Raw genomic sequence first — 24,342 nt, forward strand, 5'->3', positions numbered from 1 at the left:
CGAATGCCCGACGCCACGCCGCCCTTCGACGAGCTACCCGAGCTTATGGTATCGCTGCGCCGCATCGGCTCGCGGCGGAGCCAACCTAACGAGCTCCAAGACACGGTCGAGGAACAGGAGCGTTATTTTGCACCGCTGCTCGACGCGCGTCGGACGGCGGCCAAGGCAGTGACGAGTGCCCAGGTGATGGCCGCGTTCGAGGGCCGCCGTCTCACCGCGCTCATCGACGCAGCGATTCGTGCGTTCGCCTCCGAACGCTATGCAACGAGGGCGCCGGCGCGCCGGGCATTCGAGGCGGAGCTGTTCGAGCTCATCGAACCGTTGCGTGCCGAGATCCAGTCGCTGCGTCAACTGGCGGAGAAGCCGCTGAGTGCCGATAACACGCAAGAGCAACAAGCCCAGTGGTCGCTCTGGCTGGCGCAGTTGAAGGTTGTCTTCCGCATCGCCGACAGTAGCTGGCCAAGCTTGGCTGAGGCACTCGGGTCGGCGAAACGGGCCGCGGCGTCAGCGCGCGGGCGCCGCTCCTCCGGTGGAGGTCGAAGCGAATGATCCTGGGCATCGGCGTCGACATCGTTGAGATCGACCGCATGCGAGCGATGCTCGATACCAGCGGGGAGAAGTTGATCGCGCGAATCTTCACGGACGGCGAGGCCAGTTACGCGCAAGCGCGAGCCGAGCCGGCGCTCCATTTCGCAGCCAGGGCAGCAGCCAAGGAAGCAACATACAAAGCGCTGTCGGGCAATCACCTCGCGCGGGCCGTTGGGTGGCGGGAGATCGAAGTCTGTCTGCGAGACGACGGTGCGCCCTATCTCGTGCTGCACGGCCGGGCCGAGCAACGCGCAACTGAGATGGGCGTGACACGAGCCTTGATCTCGCTCACGCATAGCAAGAGTGCGGCAGTGGCAGTGGTCGTGCTCGAGCGAGAGGGATGAGCCGAACTCTCACAGGCTACATAGAATCGCGGAATCCCGATACATTCTATCGGCAATGACTCCTGCTGCCGTTCTGATCCGTCGGACTCGGCTACTCGCCGTCGTCGCGCTCCTGTGCGCCTTTTCTCCCTTACCCGGCCAGGAGCACCCCGTGCAGCGGGTCGCGAATATCGTGACCGTCGCGCTCGAGGAGTACGCCAAGGGGATCGACGAGCGAGGCCGCACGATCTCGGCGCAGGAATATCAGGAAGCGGTCGACTTCCTCACGGACGCTCGGCGAACGGCCGACCGTCTGCCTGGCACGCGAGGGGACACGGCGCGGGTGCTGCTCGACTCGATCGTAGCAGCGGTGAGCTCCAAGCGTCCTCCGAGCGAGCTGGCCGCTTTGAATCGCCGATTCGCTTCCGCGTTAGGCAGTGAGGCAGCGCTCGACCTGCCGAATAGTCCGATCGATCTCGCGAACGGCCGCGCGATTTACGAGAATAGCTGCGCCTCGTGCCATGGCATGCGCGGCTTGGGCGATGGGCCGGCAGCAGCGGCGCTCAATCCGAAGCCACCTGCCATCGGGAGCGCCCAGGAGATGCACGACCGTAGCCCTGCGCTACTCTATCGCATCATGTCAGTCGGCGTTGCCGGCACGCCCATGGTCGGCTTCGCGGGCCAGCTGACGCCAAATCAGCGATGGAACGTCGTCTCGTATCTGATGTCGCTCCATTCGAGCAGTGCACAGATCGCCGAGGGCGAGGGCATCTTCGCGCAGAGCTGCACCCAGTGTCATGGCGTCCTTGGAAATGGAGACGCGCCGCTGACACGTTCGTTGAGCCGCCTGCCGCCCGAGATCGGCTCCTTCGCTTGGCAAGCCGAGCGGTCGGATGCGCAGCTTGCGGCGGTCACCCGCGACGGAATGCCCGGGACACCGATGCCCCCGACCCGCGATCTGTCGCCCGCGCAAGTACAGAGCGTCGTCGCATATTTGCGGACACTGCCGATGCACGATCGCGCGCCAGTCTTCGCGTCAGCATCGGGTCGCGATACCGGCACCGACGCTGCAGCAGCCAACGCGCTCTCGTTGCTCGAGCAGTCGCTCACTGCCGTGCGAGCGGGAAGGTTGGGCGACGCTTCCGATCGCGCCTTCGATGCGTACCTCGCCTTCGAGCCGATCGAGACACCGGCGCGCGCGCGAGATCCCGGCGTCGTGTCGTCGATGGAAAAACTCTTCGCGGACTTCAAGGGAGCGGTCCGTACGAACGACATTCACGGTGCCGAGCGCGCGCGCGACGCGATCGAAGCGACGATGCCGAAGGTCATCGACCTCACGCAGCGCACGGGGAGCGCCTACGAGGCGTTCGTTCAGTCTTTCCTCATCATTCTCCGCGAGGGATTCGAGGCGATCCTCGTGATCGGCGCCGTCGTGGCTTTTCTGCTCAAGACGGGTCATCGAGAGCGATTGCGGGATATCTGGACCGGCGTTGTCCTCGGGCTTCTCGCGAGCGCGGTGACGGCAGTCGTGCTAAAAACACTCCTGGGCGCGATGCCGGCGAGTCGCGAGATCATCGAAGGTCTCACGTTGCTGGTCGCTGTCGCCGTGCTGTTCTCGGTGAGCTATTGGTTGATTTCACGCGTCGAAGCGGCAAAATGGCAGCAGTTCATTCGCGAGAAGGTCAACACGGCGCTCGCGCACGGCGGCGGTAAAGCGCTCGCATTCGTGGCCTTCCTCGCGGTGTATCGCGAAGGCGCGGAGACGGCATTGTTCTATCAGGCGCTCTTCGACGAAGGGCCACGCGTCGCACTGCCGATTTCACTCGGAATCATCCTGGGCTTTGCCGCACTTGCCGTGATCTTCACGCTGTTCTATCGCTACGGCGTGCGCATTCCGCTTCGCAAGTTCTTCGGCGTCACGAGTGTTCTGCTTTATTACATGGCTTTCGTGTTCATGGGGAAGGGCGTGCGCGAACTGCAGGAAGGCAACGCGATGCCGATCACGCTCATCCCCGGCGTCCCGCACATCGAAGCGTTAGGCTTGTATCCGACCTGGGAAACGGTGCTTGCGCAGCTGCTGCTCTTGGCTCTGTTCGTGTTCGCGCTCGCGAAGACGTTCTGGCCGAAGCGCTCGGTAGCGCTCCCGACGGTCGTTTCGGACGCCAAGCCGACCATGGATATTGTCGCGGAGCTTGGGGCACTGCGCGAGGACAACGAGCGGTTGCGGGCGCGGCTCGCGGCGCTCGAGGACGCGGTGGCGGAGGAGACCAAAGTGCCGAATGATGAATGACGAGTGACGAGTGGGAATTCACTCGCCACTAATCACTCGTCACTAGCTGCTCGCCACCGGCGCGGCGTAAATGCCGGACTTCTCCTGCGTGACATCGCGTCTCCACCACATCCAGGCGAAACCGGCCAGGACGAAGACGATCGCGATGAACTGCGCCATCGTTAGGCCACCGTAGAGAGTGCGATCGTCCTTCGCCCGCAGGAACTCGACAAGGAAACGCTCGGTACCAGCCAGAACGCAGTAGACGCCGAACAGCCATCCTTCGGCGTGCTTATGGTCGCGCAGCCGCCACAGTATGCCGAACATGATGAGACCGAGCGCGACCTCGATGAGCTGCGTCGGATAGACTGCGACGACCGTGTTTGGATTCATTCCCGGCGGAAACCGAACCCCGAAGTCGTGGCTCATCCACCCCACCGTCGACGGCGGCGCGCCGTTCGGGAACTCGACCGAGAGGAATCCGCCACCCGTCCACGGCTTTCCATAGTCATCCCCAACCGCCCAGCAGCCAGTGCGTCCAACGGCGTACGCAGCGGCGACTGCCGGCGCACCGACGTCGAAGATTCGTAACATTGGAATCTTCTTCTTCCAAATGACGAGCATCACGGCGAGGGTGCCGCCGATCAAGCCGCCCCAGAAGACGAAACCCGAGCGCGTGAACAGCGCGTCCCAATTACCCAGCACCACGACGTAATACAGTTTTGCTCCGACCAGGCCGCCGATGACTGCGGCGAAGATCATGTCGCTCACCGGTTCGGGATCATGGCCGCGGCGCGTGAGCTCGCGCTGGCCGATGATCTGCGCGACGACGAACGCCATGAGCACGGCGACGCCGAAGCCGGTGAAATTGAGCGGCCCGACGGCGTATGAGAGCGGGTGGTGAACGATCGGATCGGAGAGCGTCATGTACGTGCGGTCAGTTTAATAGGCGTGAGGAGCAGGAGCGAGCGTCTTGCGCGAGTGACTTCAGGCGGCGACTCCCGGCAGCGGAAGCGATGCGAAAGCATTGAGGTCGAGCGACGAATGTTCACCGCGCTCGAGATGGAAAAGACCAGCACGAGCGATCATCGCGGCGTTATCCGTGGCCAGACGCGGACTCGGGGCGAAGACGCGTGCACCCAGCTCCGCGCATCGCTCCCGCATCGCGGCGACGAGTGTCCGGTTGCCCGCTACTCCGCCCCCCAGAACGACTCGGGATCGCCTGAATTGTCGCACGGCCCGTGCTGTCTTTTCGACGAGGGTCTCGATCAGCGCGTCCTGAAAGGCTCGCGCAATGGCCGCGCGCGTGGCTGCACTGAGGGGTGACGTTGCAGTCGTCTCGCGGACCGCGTTCAGGACAGCCGTTTTCAATCCACTAAACGAGACGTCGTAATAGTCCGCATCGCCCGGCCGCTGGTCACGGCGGAGCATTGGCCGGGCAAAGCGATAGCGCCGTGCATCAACGGTGACCGCTCCATTCGGTGCCTCACGCTCGATCGCCGGTCCGCCAGGATACGACAGCCCGAGGAGCTTCGCGACCTTGTCGTAGGCTTCGCCGGCCGCATCGTCGCGAGTGCGGCCGAGGAGTCGATACTGGCCCCAAGCCTCGACATCAAGCAATAGCGTGTGCCCTCCCGAGATGAGGAGTGCGATGAACGGCGGGACTGCTTCGGGCCGCTCCAGCGCGGTGGCGAAGAGGTGTCCCTCCATGTGGTGCACGCCGATCACGGGGACGTCGAGCGCGAATGCCAATGCTTTCGCGAAGCTCACACCAACGAGAAGTGCACCGACCAGTCCAGGCCCGTTAGTCACGGCGACCGCGTTGAGCCCGTTGCGAGCCACGCCCGCGTCAGCGAGCGCGCGCTCGACGACAGGCACGACCGCAGTGACGTGCGCGCGCGACGCGATCTCCGGCACGACGCCGCCAAATATTCGATGCACATCCTGCGACAGAATGACGAGCGATTGCATCGACGACTCGTCTCCCGCGCCACTCAGCACCGCCGCCGACGTCTCGTCGCACGATGTCTCGATTCCAAGGACTCGCATCGTCGATCAGTGCTTCGTGCCGGTCGTGGCGCTCGCCGTGGCCGACATCGATGGCACGAGATGCACCTTCACCTGCGACGGCCTCACGCGCAGCCCAAGACGCGTCGTGTCGATATCGACGAGATGAGGGAGTGAATCGGTCGCGGGAATTGCCACCCGTACCGTCGTCACGTACTGGAGGCTAAGGACACGTTGACGCGGTCCGCTCACCTCCACGCGCTCGGGATCTAGTCGTACCGCGACCGGCGGCGAAGGATGCAAGGTATCGCTCACAACCTGCACGCTCGAGTGCACAGGAACAACCCGCGAGCTCGTCGACTCGAATCGGAGCGTCACGCTGCGGGGCTCGACGCCGCGCACGATCGCGTCCACGCCCGGCGGAAGCTCGACATCCGACGTCGATAGATCCACAACGACGGTGTCTGGCGAATTGGCAGCGATCTGTCGCCTGATGATCAGCGGATGCGCAAAGAGCTTCAGCAACTCCTGTGGCGTGCCGACGACGAGTGCGTGAATCGTCGGCGGCGGATCCTTGAGCACAAGGGAGCTGTCGAGTTGCGGCGCGAACTGCACGTCCACGAGATCCTGATTCGGCTCCTTCGCCGTGACGATGAACCAGAGCACGATCGCGATGAGGAGCGCGGTGCCTTTGAGCGCGAGCCGCTGGGTGAATGCCTCGATGAGCCGCCGCCGCCAGGTTGTAATCAGTCGCTGGCTGGCACCGGTCTCCGTCTGCGAAGTCGGCGGCCCTTGCATATCCGATTCAGTCCGCCGCTCGCACGCCTAACAACTCGTCGAACAGCGAGCGACTCCATGGAGAGTTCCAGTCGGCCGCCGAGATCCACTTCCTGCGAATCGTGCCGCCGCGATCGATGACGAAGCTCTCGGGATATCCGGTCGTCTGATACGCGCGCTCGATCTCGTGCGTGGGATCGTGCAGAATCTCAAAGGTGAGACCAAGGTGCCTCGCGTAAGCTCGAATCGAGTCTTCGGATACCGCGTCGTCGATGCTCACGGCGACGATATGCACTCCGCGTGGGCCGTATGCGCGATACAACTCCTCCATGCTCGGCATCTCAATCTTGCACGGCTCACACCATGTCGCCCACACGTTGAGCAAAACCACCTTCCCGCGATAGTCGGCGATCGTTCGCGTTGCACCCGACGCGAGGTCCTTCGCCTCGAATGCTGGTGCAGGTGAACCGACGGCAACGGGGAACAGATCGTCGGCAAACAACTTCACCCCGATGAACAATCCACCGGCGAGGAGCGCCACGACGACGCCGACGATCATCCATTGTTGCTTGACAGTCATACTCTCTCAACGCTCCGCCGCTGGCGCACAACGCATCAGACGCTCACCGCGCATTGATCTCGTAACGCTCCAATCTCCGCCTGCGGATCCCTCGCGGAGAAAATGGCATTTCCCGCGACAAAGGTGTCGGCTCCGGCCCGCCAACAAACTCCAATGGTGTCGCGGGCGATGCCGCCGTCAACCTCCAGCGTTGCTCGGCTGCTCGCTTCGGCGAGCACCTGCCGCGCACGGCGGATCTTGTCCAGTGAGTGCGGAATGAACTCCTGACCGCCGAAGCCAGGGTTAACGGTCATGATCAAAAGGAGATCCAGATCCGCCAACACCTCAACGATACCCGCTAGGGTGGTCGAAGGGTTCAGGGCAACGCCGGCGCGGCAGCCGACCTCACGAATACGGACGAGCTGGCGCTGGAGATGAGGCGACACCTCGGCGTGTATCGTAATCGCCGTCGCGCCGGCAGATGCGAAATCGTCGAAATAACGCTCGGGCTGCACGATCATTAAATGGCAGTCGAGCGGCAGATCGGTGAGCCGGCGGACAGTCTCGATGACCTTGGCACCGAAGGTGATGTTCGGAACGAACTGGCCGTCCATGACATCGATGTGAATCAGATCCGCGCCGCCCGCTTCGCACATCGCGATTTCGTCGGCGAGACGTGCGAAGTCAGCCGAGAGAATGCTCGGTGCGATACGCGGGGAGTGCGGGTGCACCGTCGCGAAGGCCTCTCCCATTACAATCCGACCCGCAGCGTGATTTTAGATCCTGCCGGAACCGCAGCGCCCGCGGCCGGCGACTGCGACATCACCAACGCGCCGCCGTCCGGCTGTCCGCCGTTAGCCGTCGTGACGTCCCCCACAGCGAGGCCGAGCTGTTGGAGGAGCTGCCGTGCTTGCGCGAAGCTCCGACCGACGACGTCGGGAACCTGGATCGTCGCCGGTCCACCGCTGAGGACGAGCGCGACGGGACCAGGTATCGGCGTTTCGGTTCCGGGCCGCGGACGCGTGTCGAGGACTTCGCCGCGCGCGGTCTGGCCCGGCTGTTCCGTAACGTCTCCGACGTCGAAGCCGGCCTGATCTAGAATGCGCTCGGCGTCGGGCCGAGCCATACCGACAACATTTGGAACGGCTGCCATGCGCTGACCGCCGCTGATCGCGAGCGAGACCTTGGTTCCAGCCGGCTCCTTGATGTCAGCGGGAGGATTCTGATCCAGCACCGTTCCTTTTGGGGCCGCGGCGTGGAAGCGGGTCTCACCTTGCTCGGACTCGAATCCAGCTTGCGTCAGCCGCTGTTGCGCAGTTGTCAGGTCGAGCCCGATGACGTTAGGCACCTTGAGATCCTGACTGATGACGCCGGACGGAAATAAGACGAAAGCAGCAACCAGGTAGGCGAGCAGAAAGCCGCCGACGATCGCGATGAGATACGGAATGAGGCGGCGAATGATGCCGCGCCAATTCACTGCTCGCCTCCCAGCCTGCGCAGGCGAGCGGCGAACGCGCCATCGATGCCATGGCGCTGCGGGAGCACGCGCAACCGGCCGGCATCCAGTACCGTCGCCGGGACAGTACCCTCCGGCGGCGGCTCGAGCCGCCATGTCGGGTTCTCGGCGAGGAACGCTTCGAGCGGGGCGTCGTTCTCCTCCGGCTCCAATGAGCAAGTGCTATACACGAGCAATCCACCGGGCCGAACAACCTGTGCCGCGGCTCGGAAGATCGAACGCTGAAGTGCTCCGAGAACGGCGAGGTCCGACGGCTTCAGTCTCCACCGCGCGTCTGGATGCCGGCGAAGTGTGCCCGTGCCGGTGCACGGCACGTCGATGAGCACGAAATCGACCGGTCGCATCGCCGGCATTCGCGCGTCGGCGACATAGGGAAACACATGCGCGATCTCGAGTCTGGCGATGTTGCCGATCAGCCGCCGCAACCTGCCGAATGAGACATCGCTCGAGTAGACCCGTGATGCATTGCGCGACAGCTCGATCGACTTGCCACCGGGCGCGGCGCACAGATCGGCAACGATGGCGCCGGTCGGCACGCACGCGTACTGCGTGACGAGCGTCGAGCCCGGATCCTGAAGATGAAAAAGTCCCTGACGAAATGCGCCGAGGTCGGTGAGCGAGGATACCTGGCTGCTCAGTACGATGCTGTCGCGAGCCAATGGCGCTTCGTCGACCCGCACGCCGGCCGCCTCGAGCATCGCCTCGAGCTGTTCACGCACTGCATGATACGGCCTCGCGACAAGCGGCGCTTCGCCATTGTTGGCGTCGAGCAGGCGACGCGTCTCCTCCTCTCCCCAACGAGCAATCCAACGCGCGATCAACCAGCGTGGGTGGGAGTACTCGAGTGCCAGCGCATCGAGTGGATCGGAGGGCGTTGGCAGCTGAAGCGCGTCGCGTTCGCGATCGAGTCGACGCAATACGGCGTTGGCGAGCTTACTCGCGCCCAGTCCGTGTCGTCGCTTCGCGAGCTCCACGGTCTGCGCGATCGCGGCGTACGCTGGCACGCTGCCCATATGCAACAGCTGAAACGCGCCGAGCCGTAGCAGATCGAGCAGATCGGCATCGAGACGCGCGATACCGTTGCGCACGCGCTCGTTCAGAAAAGCGTCGAGTCGCGACCGGCGGCGCAGCATGCTGTAAACGAGTTCACGCGTCCACCGTCTGTCACGCGCATCGAGGTGGTACTCGTCGCCAACGCGTCGATCGAATGCCGCGTCGAGCAATTCGCCCGCACGCAGATCCGCACAGATCGCCGCGGCGGCGGCGCGTGCATCGGTGACTCCGCCCGTCGTCGCGACTCTTGCCGGCGCGTCGCCTGATGGGGCATCCGCGCCGCCGTCGTTCGATCCGCCAAGCGCCGAGCGGCTATCGTCCCACCTCCGCGTCATAGGCGGAAAGATAGTCGATGACTGCACGCTCGGAATCATCGGCATCCCAGATTCCTCGAATCGCGGCTATGCCGCTCACACCGATGCGACGCAATAGCGCGACGTGTTGCGGGACAATGCCCCCAATAGCGATGATCGGAATGCCCGAAAACCTGACGAGGCGTTCGAGTAGCGCGCGTCCTCCATCGTTCGTCGACGGGCGCGAGTCGAACTCGTCGGCTTTTGTTCCATGGGGAGCCAGCACGTCGCTCACGACGCCCCATGCAGCGCCCGCAAGCCGCGCCGCGATTCCCTCCTCGAGGGAGTGCAGGCTTGCTCCGATGGCTATCTGCAGGTTCGCGCCGCACTGGGCACCCCTCTCGAGCATCACCTTCACTGCGTCAGCGACGTCGAGCGACCGCGCGGTCAGCTGCAGACCGCGCGCGCAGGCGATGAGAGCGACATCGGCACGATCGTTCACGACGAGCCATGCGCCGGTTCGCGCCTGCTCCTCCGCGAGTGTGAGTGCGAGCTCGGCAAAGCGACTCGAGTCATCCAGCGCCATGCGCGAGGCGCGCAGCTGTAATGCACCGCGTGGACCCATCGCGCGCATCACGGTGCGAGCGCGATCGAGGAAATTCGCGCGGCCCACGATCTCGTCATTCGAGACGGCGTGAAGGATCGGAACGACGACCGCCGGCGCTTCGCTTTCCACGCCAGTGGCTACGAGACGGCTGCCGGCGAGGTTTCGAACCGGTCGCCGGCCGCAGCGCCCCGTCCGCGCGCCCATTCGTTAGGCGAAAGCCGGCGCTTTCCCGATGGCTGCACAACCGTGATTCTGGCCGCCCCTTCGCCGCAGGCAACGATCAGTCCATCGTCATCGATCGATTGGATCTGACCGGCAGCCATCGAGGCGCCGTGCGGCGCAAGTTTAGCTCCGAAGAATTTCACCTCGGATCCGCGGAGCATTGTGACCGCGCCAGGTTTTGGATCGAGCGAGCGAATCAGGCGGCACACGCTCGGTGCACTCGCGTTCCAGTCGATCCAGGTTGCCGAGCGCTCGATCTTGTGCGCGTAGCTCGCGAGCGAATCGTCTTGCGGCTGCTCGTGGGCGTCACCTAGCTCCATCAGCGAGAGTGCTTCGACGAGGGTGAGTGCTCCGAGCTCCGAGAGACGGAGAGAGAGCTCGCCATACGTCTCGTCCTCGAGCACGTCCGCGCGTGCCTGGAGGATGATCGGACCCGCGTCGAGGGCAGGCACCATGCGCATGATCGTTACGCCCGTTTCGACGAGTCCCTCGCGAATCGCGGCCTGGATCGGCCCGGCGCCGCGAAGGGCAGGGAGCAGCGAGCCGTGAATATTCACGGTACCGCGCTGCGGTAAATCGATCACTGTCTCGGGCAAGATGTGCCCGTACGCGACGACCACCGAGAGATCGGGCCGCAGGCGGGAGAGCTCGGCCACAAAATCGTCGCCGCGCGGCCGCTCCGGCTGAAGGACGGGGATTCCTTCATCGAGCGCGATTTGTTTCACGGGCGAGGACTGCACCGTCGATCGCGATCGACCCACGGATCGATCGGGTTGCGTGACCACGCCGACGACGTCGAAACCTTCGCCGATGAGCGCGCGCAGCGCCGGCGTCGCGAACTCCGGCGTGCCCCAGAAGAGCGCGCGCATCGCTCAGAGCTCCTCGTCGCGATGGTGGTGCTCGGCGATCTCACCCGGCGTTAGGCGACGAATGTTGCCAGGATACTTCTCCTTTTCCTTCGCCCACTTGCTCGTGGCGGCGCGGCGCTTTAATGCGCTCAGGTAATCGAGGAAGAGCCGGCCGTGCAGGTGGTCGATCTCGTGCTGCAGGCAACGCGAGAGAAGCTCCGTCCCCTCGACCTCGTAGGTCTTCCCATCGAGATCCATCGCTCGAACCACAACGCGCGCCGATCGCTCGACGTCGCCGTAGATCTCGGGAATCGAGAGGCACCCTTCTTCGCCTTTTATTCTCTTCGGATCGCTCTCGACGATTTCCGGGTTGAATAGCACCAGTCGCCGACCATCGACGTCGATTACGGACAGCCGCTCGACCCGTCCAACCTGCGGCGCCGCGAGACCGATACCTTTCGCCGCGTACATCGTTTCGAACATGTCGGCCACCAGCCGGCGGAGCTCCGGCGTGACGTCGCTCACGATCTCGGTTGGTGTACGGAGAACGGGATCGCCGTAGACGCGAATATCCAACAAACTCACGAGCTTTTTCTCTATCGCTGTACGTGTTGCCTCACGAGGCTGACGTCGTCGAGGTCGTTGTCTCGGCGCGCTTCGCGCTCGTCACGCGCGCGATTCGGCCGCGCTCGACGATGAGCCGCGATTCGTCCGACTTGATCGTCACCTGATCGTCCATCGACCTCACCGGCGCGCCGTCTTTCATCGTTTCCTTGATGAAGATCACTCGCCCGACGATGCCGCCGGTCGTCACGATCTCGTCGCCTTTCTGCAAGTTGCGAAGCGACTCCTCGTGTTGCCGTCGCTGCTTCTGTTGTGGCCGCACCATGAGGAAATAGAAGATCGCGAGAATCAGCGCGACCTGAATGCCTAACTGGAACAGTGGCGACGGCGCGGACCCACCGCCGGCTTGAAGTAGAAAGAAGGCGGCTGTCGAGGTCATGCCGGAATCGTCGGTCGGGAGTGATAGCGGGCGAGCCAATCTCGGCTCCATCCGCCGAAAGTACCGGCGCGAATCATTTCACGCGCTATGGCCATCAGGCGAACGAGGAAATGTACATTGTGCAGCGAAAGCAGGCGATGGCCGAGGATTTCGTCGGCGACAAAGAGATGGCGCACGTACGCGCGCGTGAAGCGACGACAAGCGGCGCAATCGCAACTCTCGTCGAGCGGCCGTCTATCCGTTCGAAACTCGGCGCGCTTGATGTTGATGCGTCCGTCCGCAGTGAACGCGGCGCCGTTGCGGCCCATTCGTGTCGGTGCCACACAATCGAAGAGATCGACTCCGCGCCGCACGCCTTCGACGAGGTCTTCCGGAAAACCGACACCCATCAGATATCGTGGCCGGTCCGATGGCAGCACGTCGGCGACGACCTCGAGGATGCGATACATGTCGGGCTTTGCCTCTCCGACGGACAACCCACCAATGCCAAAGCCGATCCAGTCGCCGCTCGACAGTATGTTCCGCGTTGCCTCGAGTCGAAGTGACTCGTGAATCCCACCTTGAACGATAGGGAAGAGCGCCTGCGCAAGCCCAGGCTCGGCATTCGTCGATCGCGCCAACTCGCGGGCACATCGACCGAGCCAGCGCACGCTGCGCTCGCTCGCGTCGCGCGCGGTGGCTTCGTCGCTCTGGCCCGGGATGACATGATCGAACTGCATGATCACGTCAGCGCCGAGGTTGCGCTCGATTTGCGTCACGGACTCGGGCGTGAACCGGCGGCTCGATCCATCGATGTGGCTGCGGAACTCGACGCCATCTTCGTCGATTGTGCGGAGTGCCGCTAATGAGAAAACTTGAAACCCGCCGGAGTCGGTGAGGATCGGCCTCGACCAGCCCATGAAGTCGTGGAGGCCGCCGAGCTCTCGGATAAGCGCGTCGCCAGGACGAAGATGGAGGTGATAGGCGTTAGCGAGAATCATCTGCGCGCCCATCGTCTCGAGCTCCGCGGGATCGAGCGCTTTGACGGTTGCCAGCGTGCCGACAGGCATGAACGTCGGCGTTTTCACGTCGCCGTGCGGCGTGCTAAACACCGCAGAACGCGCGCGTTCTTCCCGCGCCTCGACCTCGAACGAAAACGCCTCCGAGTTCTCTACCACCGAGCACCGAACACCTAGCACCTCTCTCGCCCCTATCCCCAGCGCCTCGCCTGTCAGATGACGACCATTGCGTCACCATACGAATAGAACCGATAGCCGTTCGCGATCGCTCCTCGGTAGGCCGCCATCGTTAGGTCATAGCCGGCGAACGCCGCCACCAGCATGATCAGCGTCGAGCGAGGGAGATGAAAGTTCGTGATGAGGTGGTCGACCGAGCGAAAGCGATACGGTGGCCGGATGAAGATACTCGTCTCGCCTGCGCCGGAGGCCACGCATCCCTTTGCGTCGGCCGCGCTCTCGAGCGTGCGAACGCTGGTCGTGCCGACCGCCCATATCGACCCGCCGCCCGAGCGCGTCGAGTTGATCCTCGCGGCCGCGTCCTCGGCGATGGCGTACCATTCCTCGTGCATGACGTGCTGCCCAGGGTCTTCGACCTCTACCGGCTTGAACGTTCCCGCACCGACATGTAACAGCACCTCGGCGCGCCTAACGCCGTGCTCGGCCAGCGCGTCCAGAAGCTCGGCCGTGAAGTGGAGCCCGGCTGTCGGCGCCGCGACGGAGCCCGCTTCGCGGGCGTACACCGTTTGGTATCGCTCGGCGTCGTCGGGGACGTCCGGACGTGGGATGTACGGCGGCAGCGGGACGTGACCATACCGCTCGATGAGCGCATCGACTGGCTCGTTGCCAATGAGTCGCACGATCCGCGTCCGACGTTTGGTGACCTCGAGTATCTCGACCGAGAAGTCCGGAGCAACGGCAACCGTGCGTCCTGGCTTCAGCTTTCCTCCCGGTGATACCAACGCCTCGTAGCGATCACCCCTCACTGGCTTGAGCAGCATGATCTCTGCCGGTGCACCCGATGGCCGGGTTCCGAGCAATCGCGCGCGCACGACGCGCGTGCGATTGACGACGAGCAAGTCGCCCCCGGGAATTATCTCGACGAGATCGCGAAATTGACGATGGCTAATCGAGCCGCTCGCCCGATCGACGACCATGAGCCGGCTCTCATCGCGCCGCGCGACTGGCTGCTGCGCGATGAGCTCTGGCGGAAGATGGAAGTCGAAGTCAGACGTGCGCACGTGTGCGATTGGTGGCTGGCTGTTGGTGGATGGCAGTGATGTTCACCAACCACCAATCACCAACCCCTAAAACAAACTCGGCTGCCCGCTCGGACTTGGCGGGGTGTATCCGAAATGCCGGTACGCGAGCGGTGTCGCGACGCGGCCGCGCGGTGTACGCTGGAGGAATCCGTGCTGGACGAGGAACGGCTCGTACACCTCCTCGATGGTTGTCGAATCCTCACCGATGGCGGCGCCGATGTTGTTCAGCCCAACCGGACCGCCCTCAAATTTCTCGATGATCGTCTTGAGAATTCGCGCATCCATGTCGTCGAGCCCAAACTCGTCGACGTCGATCATCCGCAGGAGCTGGGAAGCGACCTCCGTCGTGATGACTCCGTCGGCCTTCACCTGGGCGTAGTCGCGCACGCGCCGGAGGAGACGGTTTGCAACACGTGGCGTGCCGCGGGACCGGCGCGCGATCTCGTGCGCCCCGCCTTCGGCGATCTCGACATTCAGCACCATCGCTGACCTCGCCACGATCTGCTCGAGGTCTTCCACCGGGTAGTAGTTGAGACGCTCGACAATGCCGAAGCGCGCGCGCATTGGCGGCGTGAGCATCCCAAAGCGGGTCGTCGCGCCGATGAGCGTGAAGCGCTCGATAGGCATCGTTATTGTCTGCGCCTTTGGCCCTTCGGACAGTCGAATGTCGATCTTGTAGTCCTCCATCGCCGGATAGAGGAACTCCTCGATGATCGGCCGCAGGCGGTGAATCTCGTCGATGAAGAGGATGTCTCCCTCACGCAGGTTGGTGAGAGTTCCGACGAGATCACCCGGTTTTTCGAGGGCCGGACCCGAGGTGGTGCGAATGTTGACTCCAAGCTCGCGAGCAATGAGCTCGGCCAGCGTGGTCTTGCCAAGTCCAGGAGGACCGTAGAACACCGCGTGATCGAGCGGCTCGCGACGTGCGAGAGCGGCATCGATCCAGATGCGGAGGCTTTGCTTCACCTTCTCCTGACCGATGAATTCGGCCAGGCGCTGAGGGCGAAGAGAAAGCTCGACGACCGATTCGTCGGCGAGCGCCTCCGGCGTTGTGATCTCGGCGCGTGACATCAGGATTATTGGGCAAAATTGAACGATAAAGATACTCCGAAGAAAGTCCGAACTATACGGGTAGCTGCCTGCTGATTTCAGCGAGAGGAGGTGGAGTGCGTGCGGAGCGCGCACGACTCCAAATAGGCGTGGTGCGAGCGCAAATGAGCGGCTCGACAACCGTCCGCTCGCCGAGCCAGCGGCGCAATTCTCGCTGTTTGCGGGCAAGCTTGTCTTAACAACTCAGTGTTCGCGTAACGCACTGCAACGTGCTACCAGCAGCAGCGCGTCTGCGCCGGCGAGTAGGGCTGACTCTTTTTTCGAGGAGATTGTTCATGGGACGCGATCGGCTTCTGCGCGTGGGCGTGGCGAGCCTGGGGATGCTGGCGCTGAGCGCAATGGTTCACCCAGTCTGGGCACAAAACCCGGGGCAGATCCTCGACAGCCTGAGGCGACGCTTTGTCGTGCCGCTGGTGCCCTCGCTCGAAGTGGCAGCGACGGCGTCGCGCTTTGCACCGGCGCAAAACACCTCGTCGCAGTCGGCCTACGGAGCGAACTTCGGGGACGGCTTTGTCGGCGCCGGCTTCGCCAGCCGAACACGTAGCGGCGAGCATGCGGACGGATCTGCGGTTGCCGGCTTTGGCCTGTGGAACGCACGTGATTACATAGGCGTCGAGGTCAGCGTCTTCTCGTTCTCGACCGTCGACGAGGGTTTTGGCCAGAACGGCGCGTTCGGAATCAAGATCCACCGTGCATTCCCGGGCAACTGGGCGGCGGCCCTCGGCGGCGAGAACCTCGCGGGCTGGGGCTCCCTGGACGCGCCGAGAACGTACTACGGAGTGGTCTCCAAGGTCTGGCGTCTGCGGCAGCGCGAGGGCGATCCCTTCGGCAGCCTCACGACGAACCTGGGCGCCGGTGACGGTCGCTTCAGCCCCCAGTTCGACAGCCTAACGAGCACATCGCAGCTCGGGAGCGTCGGCGTGTTCGGGAGCGTCGGTCTCCGCGTCCACGAAAAGGTGACCGCGATCGCCGATTGGGGCGGCCAGGATCTGGCGCTCGGCGTCTCCATTCTTCCGCTGCGCTGGGTACCGCTCGTGATTACGCCCGCGTATGCGGATGTGCTCCACCGCGACAACCACCACGGCGCCTTCGTCCTCGGTGTGGCGCTTGGCTTCAAGTTCTGGCAGGTTCGAAACATCTTCTTGCCGCCACAGAGGTAGCCCATGAAAAAGTTGATGATACTCGGGCTGGGCGTGGCGACGTTAGGCGTCGCCGTCTCTTCCCGCGCGAGCGCGCAAGCAGCCAACAACAACACAACGATCCCCTTCGTCGTAGTGACGCTGTTCACGCCGGGAACGGTCGGCGTGCCAATGGATCTCGCCGTCGCGAACGCGGTCCAGAACGAGATGGACCAGTTGCTGCGCAACAAGAACGTCGTGTCACCGATCACGGGCGTCGCGATTCCGCCGGAGATCACGACAGCCGCGATCGACATGATGACCACGGCGACGCCAACCGTGCGAAGTCAAATGGAGAAGGCGCTGTCTGGCGCTGGCGTGAGCAACGGTGTGCAGGAGCAGCTTCTCTCCAATCTTCCGAGCTTGCTGTCACGTCCGACGGCGGGTCAGCTCCAGACGGTGCTCAGCGCCTTCGATGGCTTCGTCAATAACGCGAACGCGGCATTCCTCGTGAATCCACCGGCAGAATTCCTCGCGTTACACGCGATTTTACTCCAGGTGAGTACGTCGGCGAATCGAGTGCCGCATCCGTAGAGGGGCTAGGGGCTGGGGCTAGCGCATAAGGAAGGGGCTAGGGTCAGCTGACTCTAGCCTCTCTTGCGCTAGCCCCTCGTCGCTCCCAATCACACCTTCTCTCTCACCTCGACCAACCGATCCGCCGCTCGGCGAAGCGTATCGAACTTCTTGCAGAACGCGAAGCGCACCAGCGTTCGCCCGAGCTCACGCTCGTGGTAGAAGCTCGAGCCGGGCACCGTTGCGACGCCGATCTCTTGCGTCATCCACTTCGCGAAGGTCACGTCATCCAGATCGCTCAGTGCGGAGAAATCAGCGAGTATGTAATAGGCGCCCTCGGGAACGGCGAAAGAAAAGCCCGCTTCATTGAGTGCTTCGACGAGCACGTGCCGGCGCGCCCGATAGTCGAGCGCGAGGTGATTGAAGTAGTCGGGATCGAATGCGAGGCCGACTGCACCAGCGGCCTGCAATGGTGCCGGCGCTCCGACTGTTAGGAAATCGTGAACTTTTCTAATCGGCCCCGTCTGAGCCGGCGGTGCGACTGCATAACCGAGGCGCCAACCCGTGCAGCTGAAGGTCTTCGATAGGCCCGAGATCGTGATCGTCCGCTCGCGCATCTCGGGCCACGTCGCCATCACGTGATGGTCGCCCGCATAACGAATGTGCTCGTAAATTTCGTCGGTAATCGCCCAGACGTCGTACTTCAAGCATAGTTCCGAGATCAGTGTCATCTCGGCGCGCGTGAGAACGCGACCCGTTGGATTGTGCGGCGTGTTGATGATGATCGCCTTCGTCCGTTTGTTGAACGCTTTCCGAAGGCGATCACCGTCGAGCGTCCAATGGGGTCGCTCGAATGGGACGAAGACTGGCGTGGCACCCGCGAGAATGGCATCCGGTCCGTAATTCTCGTAGAACGGCTCGAGCACGATCACTTCGTCGCCCGGATCCATGAGCGCCATGAAGACCGACGCCATGGCCTCCGTTGCGCCGCAGGTGACCGTGACTTCGCGGTCGGGATCGACCTCCATCCCGTACCATCGACGATACTTCTCTGCGATCGCGATGCGGAGATTCGCCGAACCCCAGGTCACGGCATATTGATTGATATTGCCTTGAATCGCCGCACATGCCGCGTCCTTCATCGGCTCGGGCATCGGAAAGTCTGGGAATCCTTGCGCGAGATTCACCGCCTCGTGCATTTGCGCGATGCGAGTCATCTCGCGGATCACCGACTCCGTGAACGTCGACGTTCGTCTCGCTGCGAGCATTACCGTCCACCTCCGCCGCCGACCTTGGTGAGTGCACGACGAATCAGCTCCGGCGCGTTCATTCCCTTGCCGCCGTCGTCGAGCGCGGCACGGACGGCCCGCTCGGCATCGCCTGTAGAATAGCCCAGCGAAACAAGAGCGCGAGCCGCATCTTCGGCAGTCGCGCCCCCTTCGCCGCGCCCGACGCCACTCGGCGCGGCCGCACGAACCTCGTCCAGCTTGTCCGCGAGATCGAGCACGAGCTGCTCCGCCTTCTTTCGGCCAACCCGCGGGACGCTCTGAAGGGTGACAATATCCTTTTCCCGAATCGCCCGTACCAGTCGCTCGGCCGAGAGCGTCGACAACAGCCCGAGCGCCAGCGCCGGACCCACACCCTTTGCGCCCAGCACGCGCTGGAACACCTGCCGCTCGAACGCACTCGTGAAGCCGAACAGTTGCCAGCCGTCCTCCTTCACGACAAGGTAGGTGTGCAGCCGAACCGCTTCGCCGATCTTGGGCAGCGTTTCGTAAACGCTCAATGGCACGAGCAGCTCGTACCCCACGCCGCCCGCGGTCATGATCTCGACGCGGTCCAACGCCTTGGCCAGCAGCGTCCCGGCGACGTGAGCGATCACGTCTTCCTCTCGTCGCCCGAGCGCCGTGCCGCGAGTCTCGCCATCGCGCGTTCAACCGCCGCGTCGCGCCGTCCACGTTGCGCACGCTCGGTCGTCTCGCGAGTCGCGGACGAGATCGTCGGAAGCCGCGAGCTCATGAGGTACGCTAGCGCCGCCGCGACACCGTCCGCGGCGTCGGAAGGTTGCGGGACGGCCTTCAGGCGCAGGAGTCGTGTGAGCATAAATTGAACTTGCTCTTTCGTCGCTCCACCAGCGCCGACCACTGCCTTCTTTATCTCAGCAGGCGGGAATTCGTGAATGTCCAGATGCGCCTGATGTCCGGCGAGAAGAATCACGCCCCGAGCGTGGCCGAGAACGACCGTTGTCCGCACGTTGCGCGCATAAAACACGTCCTCGACCGAAAGCGCATCTGGTCGATGCCGAGCGATGAGCTGTGTGACGCCGTCGTAGATCTCGGCGAGACGAGACGGTAGTGGATCGCGCGGGCGCGTCCGTATCACTCCGCACTCGACGAGGGTCGCGAGCCCGGGCCGGTCACTGCGAACGACGCCATATCCCGTGTTGGCAGTGCCGGGATCGATGCCGAGTGCGAGCATGACAGAAGGTGCTAGGTGTTTGGTGCTGGGTGCCAGGGGTGCGAAGTCTAGCACCTAGCGCCTAGTGCCCCGCGCTTACTAAGCGCGCACCATCTGTTCGACGTCGATATCGAAGTTCGCCCACACCTTCTGCACGTCATCGAGCTCTTCGAGCGACTCGATGAGCTTGAGCAATGTTTCGGCTTCCCGCCCCTCGACTTTCACCGTCGACTTGGGGACCATCGCGAGCTCGGCTTCAACAATCGGCAGGCCCTTGCTCTGCAAAGCGGCGCGCACGGAATGAAAGTCACCGGGTGCAGTCGTTATGACGTATTGGTCCTCTTCGCGACGAAGATCTTCCCCGCCTGCGTCGAGGACCGCTTCCATGAGCGCATCCTCGTCCCGGCCCGCGCCATCGATGAGGATCTGGCCCTTCTTCTCGAACATCCAGGCGACGGAGTTCGGGGTACCAATATTCCCGCCGCCGCGCGACATCCGATACCTCACATCAGCCACCGTGCGGGTCGCGTTGTCGGTCACGGCCTCGATCATCATCGCGACGCCGCCCGGGCCATAGCCTTCGTACGTCACTTCCTGGTAGTCCACGCCCTCGAGCTCTCCCGTCCCCTTCTTGATTGCGCGCTCGATGTTCTCCTTCGGCATCGAGCTCGCGCGTGCATTATCGACGGCCGTTCGGAGACGAGCATTGCCGTCAGGGTCGCCGCCGCCTTGCTTGGCGGCAAGCGTGATCTCGCGAATCAGCTTCGTGAACAGGGCCCCCCGCTTTGCGTCGGCCGCCGCTTTGTAATGCTTGATCTGCTTCCATTTACTATGACCAGCCATAGCCAGCTCGGTTCGGGGACGAGTCGAGGACCTCGTGACCAATATAGCGTTAGCCCGCTCGCACCCCACCGTCGAAGCGATGAGTTACTGCCCGACGCGAATAGCGACTGCCGCCCGGAATCCGCCGAGATCCGCCGTCCCATCGAGCGCCGCAAAGCGGCCGAACGAGTAGCCAGCGCTCGGCGTAATCGCGAACCCGCCCGCGTCGACGCTATATCGCAGACCAAGCGTGCCGAGCATGCTCGTGCTCAGATTCTCCTGCGTCCAGTTCCGCAATTCGACAGAGGGCTCGAGCACGCCACTCATCGCGCGAAACCCGAGACCCACCAGGACATTCACGATGTTCTCTCGCCCGGTGCGCTCGCCAGTGAAAATGGTCCCCGATCGCCGATAGAGATCCCACGCATTCACGAGGAGATTGGCCGGGCCGAATGAGTCGTTGAAGCCGGCCTGCGTGATGTAGCGATCGCCGGTGTTGTAGATCGATTCGTCAATGTTGTCGTTCCCGAATTTCGAGTATGTGAAACCGAACGCGACGCGTCCTGTGCCCAACGGGTGATCCAAGCCGATGCGTCCGCGATACTCGTTCCCCGGTTGAAAGCGCGGCTGCGCGCCCGTGTTATCGACGAATGGCTCGTACGCCGCGCTCTTTCGCAAGCTGCCGCCGAAGCCGAGGTTCCACGAACCAAGCGGTCGTGCGACCGCGATTCCGGCCGTCGCGCCAAAACCTGTCCCCATATTCGATATGGGAAATGCGAGAAAATCGTTTCCGATCCGAAACGCAGCCAGCTCCTCCGCCTGCGTCGCCGTCTCTTTGCCTGTTGGGAGGTTCAGGCCGGCCGTGAGGACGACAAAGTCTGTTCCGAGGCTGAGATTCGCGCGCACTTGCGTGTCCGTCAGCCCGCTCACGTCGCTCGCCGCCTCGGTGCCAGTGCCGTTAGGCCGGACGCGTGCCGAAACGAACGAGGTGCCAACGTCGAAGTTCAACATCGACGAGACCGGAACAACGACATAGATGGGGAGCGTGAATTCCGAGATCGTCTCGTTTATCGGCGACCTGACCTGATATTGAACGAACTGCGGAGCGCCACGAAGGTTCGCGTCATACACTGATTGGGCGGCGAGCGGCGCGGCGAACGACGTGAAGAGCGCCGCCGTGGCGATGAAATAGCGCATGGTCATCTCCTCACGGCCGCTTGACGACGATTTCGACCCGCGCCGTCTTCTGGCCTGGATTGTCGATTCCCGTGCCCTCGCCAACTGGATCGCGCAGCGGCGGTCCGGTCAGCGCGCCCGCGGCATTCGATGCTGCCGCGCCGGACGCGGATGGATTGAGGTCGCCCGCTACGCCGAGGGCGGTGCCGCCCTCGCTGCTCGTGGCAACGGTGCCTAACGCCGCTTGATCGGCGATTCGGCCTTCGGCGCTCCCGGCGAGATTGCTCTCGATCGACCGCGAGTTGAGTTGGTTGCCCGCGATGAGGAGACGAGTCTGCTGGCTCTTGGCCGCCGCGGCGGCAAAGCCTGGGTCGAGCTGGGCCGCGTTCTGATAGAACGTCTCCGCGGCTTCGAACTGCCCCTCGTCCTCGAGCAAGAGGCCGCGACTATAAGCGACGAAAGCCGCCAGCGATCGGGTCGGTCGCTGTTCGATTTCGTTCCGCTCCGCCGTCGTCAGCGTCACACCGAGCTGCTGAAAGAGTCCGAGCGCGATGTTCTTCTCGAGCGTCAACAGCTGGTCGAGCGCGCGATTGTCGTTCGTCGCTCCGGCAACGCGCGTCGTCGGTACATCGATCACCGCTGCGTCCACACGAAGGTCTTGCCCCCGCTGTAGAATCGAGCCCTGCACGAGTCGTCCCGCCTGAAGAATCTTTCCCGCGCGGACATTGCTCGACGAATCCGTCGCACCCGTCTTCTGGAGCCGGATCTCGTCGAGCACCGCTTGCAGCCGGAGTCGCTCGACGACGGTGAGACGCGACGAGCGAGCGAGATCCGTCGTCAATAGCTCCGCGAGTCCGCGTTCGAGCGGTTTGAGCGACGTGTCGGCACCGCTGAACGCGAGCGGGAGTACCGCGACGACGTTGGGCGTCCCAGGCACCTGTGCGAGTCGCTGCTCGTCCCGAACTTCGGCGCGTGCGGTCTGCTCGAGCTGCTTCCGCTGCAGCGCCGCGAGCCGCGCCTCGAGCGCGTGACGTACCCGGCTCGTGCGCCCGTATTCGACGTATGACGCGTATGCCGTGCGCGCCGCCGCGAAATCGTTTTGGTCCTCAGCCGTTAGGCCAAGATAGAGCGCCGTCGTGCCGTCGCGTGGATTCAGCTTCGCCGCTTGCTCGAGCGCCGTCCGCGCTTCCGTCAACTTTCCGGACTTGTAATACGCGATACCGAGTGAGCGGAGCACGGGCTCCGACTGCGGATTGCTCGATCGCTCGCGCTCGAGCCGGGCGATGGCTTCCGGGCCGGCCGCGGCGCTCCCCGCGGTCGCGCACGCTCCCGCGCCTAACGCGAAAGCAAGGAAGCCAAATGTTCGAATCATGTTCATCCTCGCACTCCTACCGATCGGGATCCAGCATGTCCTCGAAGCGCATCCACTGTGCATAGAAGTAGAGATCGACGTAGCCCACGCTGCCGTGACGGTTCTTGCGCACCAGAAGCTCCGTCGCGCCCTCGATGTCGCGCGCGCTGTCGTACATGCTTTCGCGGTACAGCGCGAGCACGACGTCCGCGTGATGCTTCACCGCGCCGAGCGCCCCGAAATCGTCGAGTTGCGGCCGACGGTCCGGGCGGGCACCAAGCAATGGAAGCTGAGCCGTCGCCAATATGGCGATGCCAGCGTCCAGCGCCAACGATTTTAACGCGCGTATTGCCGACGCCTGTTCCTCCGCCGCGTCGCGTCGCCCAGCGCCAATGCTTTGAATTGCGTCGATGATTACCAGATCTGGAACGCCTGCCTCGTCCCAGCCCTCGGGCAATCCGTCCGCCGAGTCGCTCGACATCCGCCCAAAGCGCGGCAAACGCTCGCGAAGACGCACTACGGCCGCACCGACGCGCGCCCTCGCCAAGTCATCGAGCGTCCCTTGCCGCAGCTCATCCACGCGAACGCGCCCTTCCATCGCCAGTACGCGTTCCATCAACCGCTGTGGTGCCATCTCGGCCGAGAAATAGCCGACCGAGTGATGCTCCGCCGAGCGCAGTGCGATCGCCAGCGCGAACGCAGATTTTCCGCTTGCTACGTCACCGCCAAGAACTGCGAGGTCGCCGCGCCGAAACCCACCGCCGATGCTTCTGTCCAGACTCGGAAAGCCGCAAGTGATGGTGTCGGTGTCGGGGGCGCCCTCGGCAATGGCGTCGATCTGACCGAGTAGCTCCGGCAACGAGGACGCTGTAGTCTCGGATGGCGGTGACTGTGGTGAGTCGCCCGTTGAGCTCATGGCCGATAATGTCCGCGGTGGTCAAGAGGGGCAAGCACTGCGGGCGTCAGGGGCAATGAACGCGCGCTCCAACCGATCGAGTTCCAGCCGCGCCGCCGCGTCGAGATAAGGATCGATCGCGGTCACGACATTCGCCAATGCTTGCCCTACGTCCGCGAGATCGCCTGCGGTGGCATCGGCGAGCTTGGTGAGTGATGCGCGAACCGCTGCAGGCAGCGCGACGCTTCCGAGCCACCCGCGTGCAGCTGCCGAGCGTTCGCCGCGCATGGAAGCGGAAAGTTCTCTCTGAGGAAGAGAATCATCGACGAGGCGTGCCACCAGATACGTCGCGAGCACCACTTCGCGCGGTCCGCCAAGAGGCGCGCGCCCAGCGAGCGCCGCAAGCGCGCGAAATCTGAACGCCGGCGACGACAATGCGTACGGGGGCGCCGCTGGTACGAAAGAGCTGTGCGAACCGTTCACGACGACCAATCTGGAGAGAGTGCGCCTCGCGTGGG

27 protein-coding genes are annotated in these 24,342 nt (G+C 63.6%); 5 read left to right on the top strand and 22 right to left on the bottom strand.

The genetic code is table 11. The annotated features are described in order from the left end of the window. The first annotated feature begins 3 nt into the window (after positions 1-3). Genes VGH98_25895 through VGH98_25905 form a run of 3 tightly spaced genes read left to right on the top strand, consistent with a single transcriptional unit; the run spans position 4 to position 3,201 of the window. Positions 4-549: a hypothetical protein gene (locus VGH98_25895; GenBank protein ID HEY2379441.1), complete on the top strand. Its 546-nt coding sequence runs from the start codon at positions 4-6 to the stop codon at positions 547-549. After that, positions 546-932 carry a holo-ACP synthase gene (acpS, locus tag VGH98_25900; GenBank protein ID HEY2379442.1) on the top strand — a complete coding sequence of 129 codons (387 nt, stop codon included), beginning with the start codon at positions 546-548 and terminating at the stop codon, positions 930-932. The genes VGH98_25895 and acpS overlap by 4 nt, the downstream gene beginning before the upstream one ends. A 55-nt stretch (positions 933-987) precedes the next feature. Then, complete coding sequence (locus VGH98_25905; GenBank protein HEY2379443.1) at positions 988-3,201, top strand: cytochrome c/FTR1 family iron permease; 2,214 nt, start codon at positions 988-990, stop codon at positions 3,199-3,201. Between the two features lie 42 nt (positions 3,202-3,243). Here the strand turns inward: VGH98_25905 and VGH98_25910 are convergent, their stop codons facing one another. The 14 genes from VGH98_25910 to ruvB form a co-directional block, all read right to left on the bottom strand. After that, the gene (locus VGH98_25910) at positions 3,244-4,107 is read right to left on the bottom strand and encodes a prolipoprotein diacylglyceryl transferase family protein (protein HEY2379444.1); all 864 of its coding nucleotides are present in this window, start codon (positions 4,105-4,107) and stop codon (positions 3,244-3,246) included. A 60-nt stretch (positions 4,108-4,167) separates the two neighbouring features. Continuing rightward, the gene (gene tsaD / locus VGH98_25915) at positions 4,168-5,229 is read right to left on the bottom strand and encodes a tRNA (adenosine(37)-N6)-threonylcarbamoyltransferase complex transferase subunit TsaD (protein ID HEY2379445.1); all 1,062 of its coding nucleotides are present in this window, start codon (positions 5,227-5,229) and stop codon (positions 4,168-4,170) included. Between the two features lie 6 nt (positions 5,230-5,235). Further along, a complete protein-coding gene (locus tag VGH98_25920; protein HEY2379446.1) occupies positions 5,236-5,985 on the bottom strand; it encodes a hypothetical protein in 750 nt (249 codons plus the stop codon). 7 nt (positions 5,986-5,992) lie between these two features. Then, positions 5,993-6,544, bottom strand: coding sequence for a TlpA disulfide reductase family protein (locus tag VGH98_25925; GenBank protein ID HEY2379447.1), 552 nt, complete (start codon positions 6,542-6,544; stop codon positions 5,993-5,995). Positions 6,545-6,579: 35 nt separating this feature from the next. Further along, the gene (rpe, locus tag VGH98_25930; protein HEY2379448.1) at positions 6,580-7,275 is read right to left on the bottom strand and encodes a ribulose-phosphate 3-epimerase; all 696 of its coding nucleotides are present in this window, start codon (positions 7,273-7,275) and stop codon (positions 6,580-6,582) included. Further along, on the bottom strand, positions 7,275-8,000 hold the full coding sequence (locus VGH98_25935) for a PASTA domain-containing protein (protein HEY2379449.1): 726 nt from the start codon (positions 7,998-8,000) through the stop codon (positions 7,275-7,277). Before VGH98_25935 ends, rpe begins: the two co-directional genes overlap by 1 nt. Next, positions 7,997-9,427, bottom strand: a complete 1,431-nt coding sequence (gene rsmB / locus VGH98_25940) for a 16S rRNA (cytosine(967)-C(5))-methyltransferase RsmB (GenBank protein HEY2379450.1) — start codon at positions 9,425-9,427, stop codon at positions 7,997-7,999. Before rsmB ends, VGH98_25935 begins: the two co-directional genes overlap by 4 nt. Further along, positions 9,405-10,121 (bottom strand): thiamine phosphate synthase, encoded by a 717-nt coding sequence (locus tag VGH98_25945; protein HEY2379451.1) that lies wholly within the window; start codon positions 10,119-10,121, stop codon positions 9,405-9,407. The genes rsmB and VGH98_25945 overlap by 23 nt, the downstream gene beginning before the upstream one ends. Before the next feature lie 8 nt (positions 10,122-10,129). Further along, positions 10,130-11,083 (bottom strand): methionyl-tRNA formyltransferase, encoded by a 954-nt coding sequence (gene fmt / locus VGH98_25950; GenBank protein HEY2379452.1) that lies wholly within the window; start codon positions 11,081-11,083, stop codon positions 10,130-10,132. A 3-nt stretch (positions 11,084-11,086) separates the two neighbouring features. After that, positions 11,087-11,647: a peptide deformylase gene (def, locus tag VGH98_25955; protein ID HEY2379453.1), complete on the bottom strand. Its 561-nt coding sequence runs from the start codon at positions 11,645-11,647 to the stop codon at positions 11,087-11,089. 31 nt (positions 11,648-11,678) lie between these two features. Further along, positions 11,679-12,065 (bottom strand): preprotein translocase subunit YajC, encoded by a 387-nt coding sequence (gene yajC / locus VGH98_25960; GenBank protein ID HEY2379454.1) that lies wholly within the window; start codon positions 12,063-12,065, stop codon positions 11,679-11,681. Continuing rightward, the gene (gene tgt / locus VGH98_25965) at positions 12,062-13,222 is read right to left on the bottom strand and encodes a tRNA guanosine(34) transglycosylase Tgt (protein ID HEY2379455.1); all 1,161 of its coding nucleotides are present in this window, start codon (positions 13,220-13,222) and stop codon (positions 12,062-12,064) included. The genes yajC and tgt overlap by 4 nt, the downstream gene beginning before the upstream one ends. A gap of 53 nt (positions 13,223-13,275) precedes the next feature. Further along, positions 13,276-14,301 (bottom strand): tRNA preQ1(34) S-adenosylmethionine ribosyltransferase-isomerase QueA, encoded by a 1,026-nt coding sequence (gene queA, locus VGH98_25970; GenBank protein ID HEY2379456.1) that lies wholly within the window; start codon positions 14,299-14,301, stop codon positions 13,276-13,278. A 66-nt stretch (positions 14,302-14,367) separates the two neighbouring features. Further along, entirely contained in the window at positions 14,368-15,393 is a 1,026-nt protein-coding gene (gene ruvB / locus VGH98_25975; GenBank protein ID HEY2379457.1) for a Holliday junction branch migration DNA helicase RuvB, read from the bottom strand. A 314-nt stretch (positions 15,394-15,707) separates the two neighbouring features. Here ruvB and VGH98_25980 point away from each other — a divergent pair, with 314 nt between their 5' ends. After that, positions 15,708-16,592: a hypothetical protein gene (locus tag VGH98_25980; protein ID HEY2379458.1), complete on the top strand. Its 885-nt coding sequence runs from the start codon at positions 15,708-15,710 to the stop codon at positions 16,590-16,592. A 3-nt stretch (positions 16,593-16,595) separates the two neighbouring features. Further along, positions 16,596-17,144 (top strand): hypothetical protein, encoded by a 549-nt coding sequence (locus VGH98_25985; GenBank protein ID HEY2379459.1) that lies wholly within the window; start codon positions 16,596-16,598, stop codon positions 17,142-17,144. 89 nt (positions 17,145-17,233) lie between these two features. Here VGH98_25985 and VGH98_25990 read toward each other — a convergent pair whose 3' ends face one another. The 8 genes from VGH98_25990 to VGH98_26025 all read right to left on the bottom strand — a co-directional run bounded on the left by VGH98_25990 (position 17,234) and on the right by VGH98_26025 (position 24,307). Beyond that, entirely contained in the window at positions 17,234-18,391 is a 1,158-nt protein-coding gene (locus VGH98_25990) for an aminotransferase class I/II-fold pyridoxal phosphate-dependent enzyme (GenBank protein HEY2379460.1), read from the bottom strand. Beyond that, positions 18,391-19,005: a Holliday junction branch migration protein RuvA gene (gene ruvA, locus VGH98_25995; GenBank protein HEY2379461.1), complete on the bottom strand. Its 615-nt coding sequence runs from the start codon at positions 19,003-19,005 to the stop codon at positions 18,391-18,393. The genes VGH98_25990 and ruvA overlap by 1 nt, the downstream gene beginning before the upstream one ends. Beyond that, positions 19,002-19,601, bottom strand: a complete 600-nt coding sequence (gene ruvC / locus VGH98_26000) for a crossover junction endodeoxyribonuclease RuvC (protein HEY2379462.1) — start codon at positions 19,599-19,601, stop codon at positions 19,002-19,004. The genes ruvA and ruvC overlap by 4 nt, the downstream gene beginning before the upstream one ends. Before the next feature lie 78 nt (positions 19,602-19,679). After that, complete coding sequence (locus VGH98_26005; protein ID HEY2379463.1) at positions 19,680-20,423, bottom strand: YebC/PmpR family DNA-binding transcriptional regulator; 744 nt, start codon at positions 20,421-20,423, stop codon at positions 19,680-19,682. 84 nt (positions 20,424-20,507) lie between these two features. Then, positions 20,508-21,599 carry a hypothetical protein gene (locus VGH98_26010; protein ID HEY2379464.1) on the bottom strand — a complete coding sequence of 364 codons (1,092 nt, stop codon included), beginning with the start codon at positions 21,597-21,599 and terminating at the stop codon, positions 20,508-20,510. Positions 21,600-21,609: 10 nt separating this feature from the next. Further along, positions 21,610-22,950, bottom strand: coding sequence for a tetratricopeptide repeat protein (locus VGH98_26015; GenBank protein HEY2379465.1), 1,341 nt, complete (start codon positions 22,948-22,950; stop codon positions 21,610-21,612). Positions 22,951-22,966: 16 nt separating this feature from the next. After that, positions 22,967-23,845: a DnaB-like helicase C-terminal domain-containing protein gene (locus tag VGH98_26020; protein ID HEY2379466.1), complete on the bottom strand. Its 879-nt coding sequence runs from the start codon at positions 23,843-23,845 to the stop codon at positions 22,967-22,969. A gap of 21 nt (positions 23,846-23,866) precedes the next feature. Beyond that, positions 23,867-24,307, bottom strand: coding sequence for a hypothetical protein (locus VGH98_26025; GenBank protein HEY2379467.1), 441 nt, complete (start codon positions 24,305-24,307; stop codon positions 23,867-23,869). Positions 24,308-24,342: the final 35 nt, after the last annotated feature.

The sequence above is a fragment of the Gemmatimonadaceae bacterium genome (assembly GCA_036496605.1).
Classification (GTDB): domain Bacteria; phylum Gemmatimonadota; class Gemmatimonadetes; order Gemmatimonadales; family Gemmatimonadaceae; genus AG2.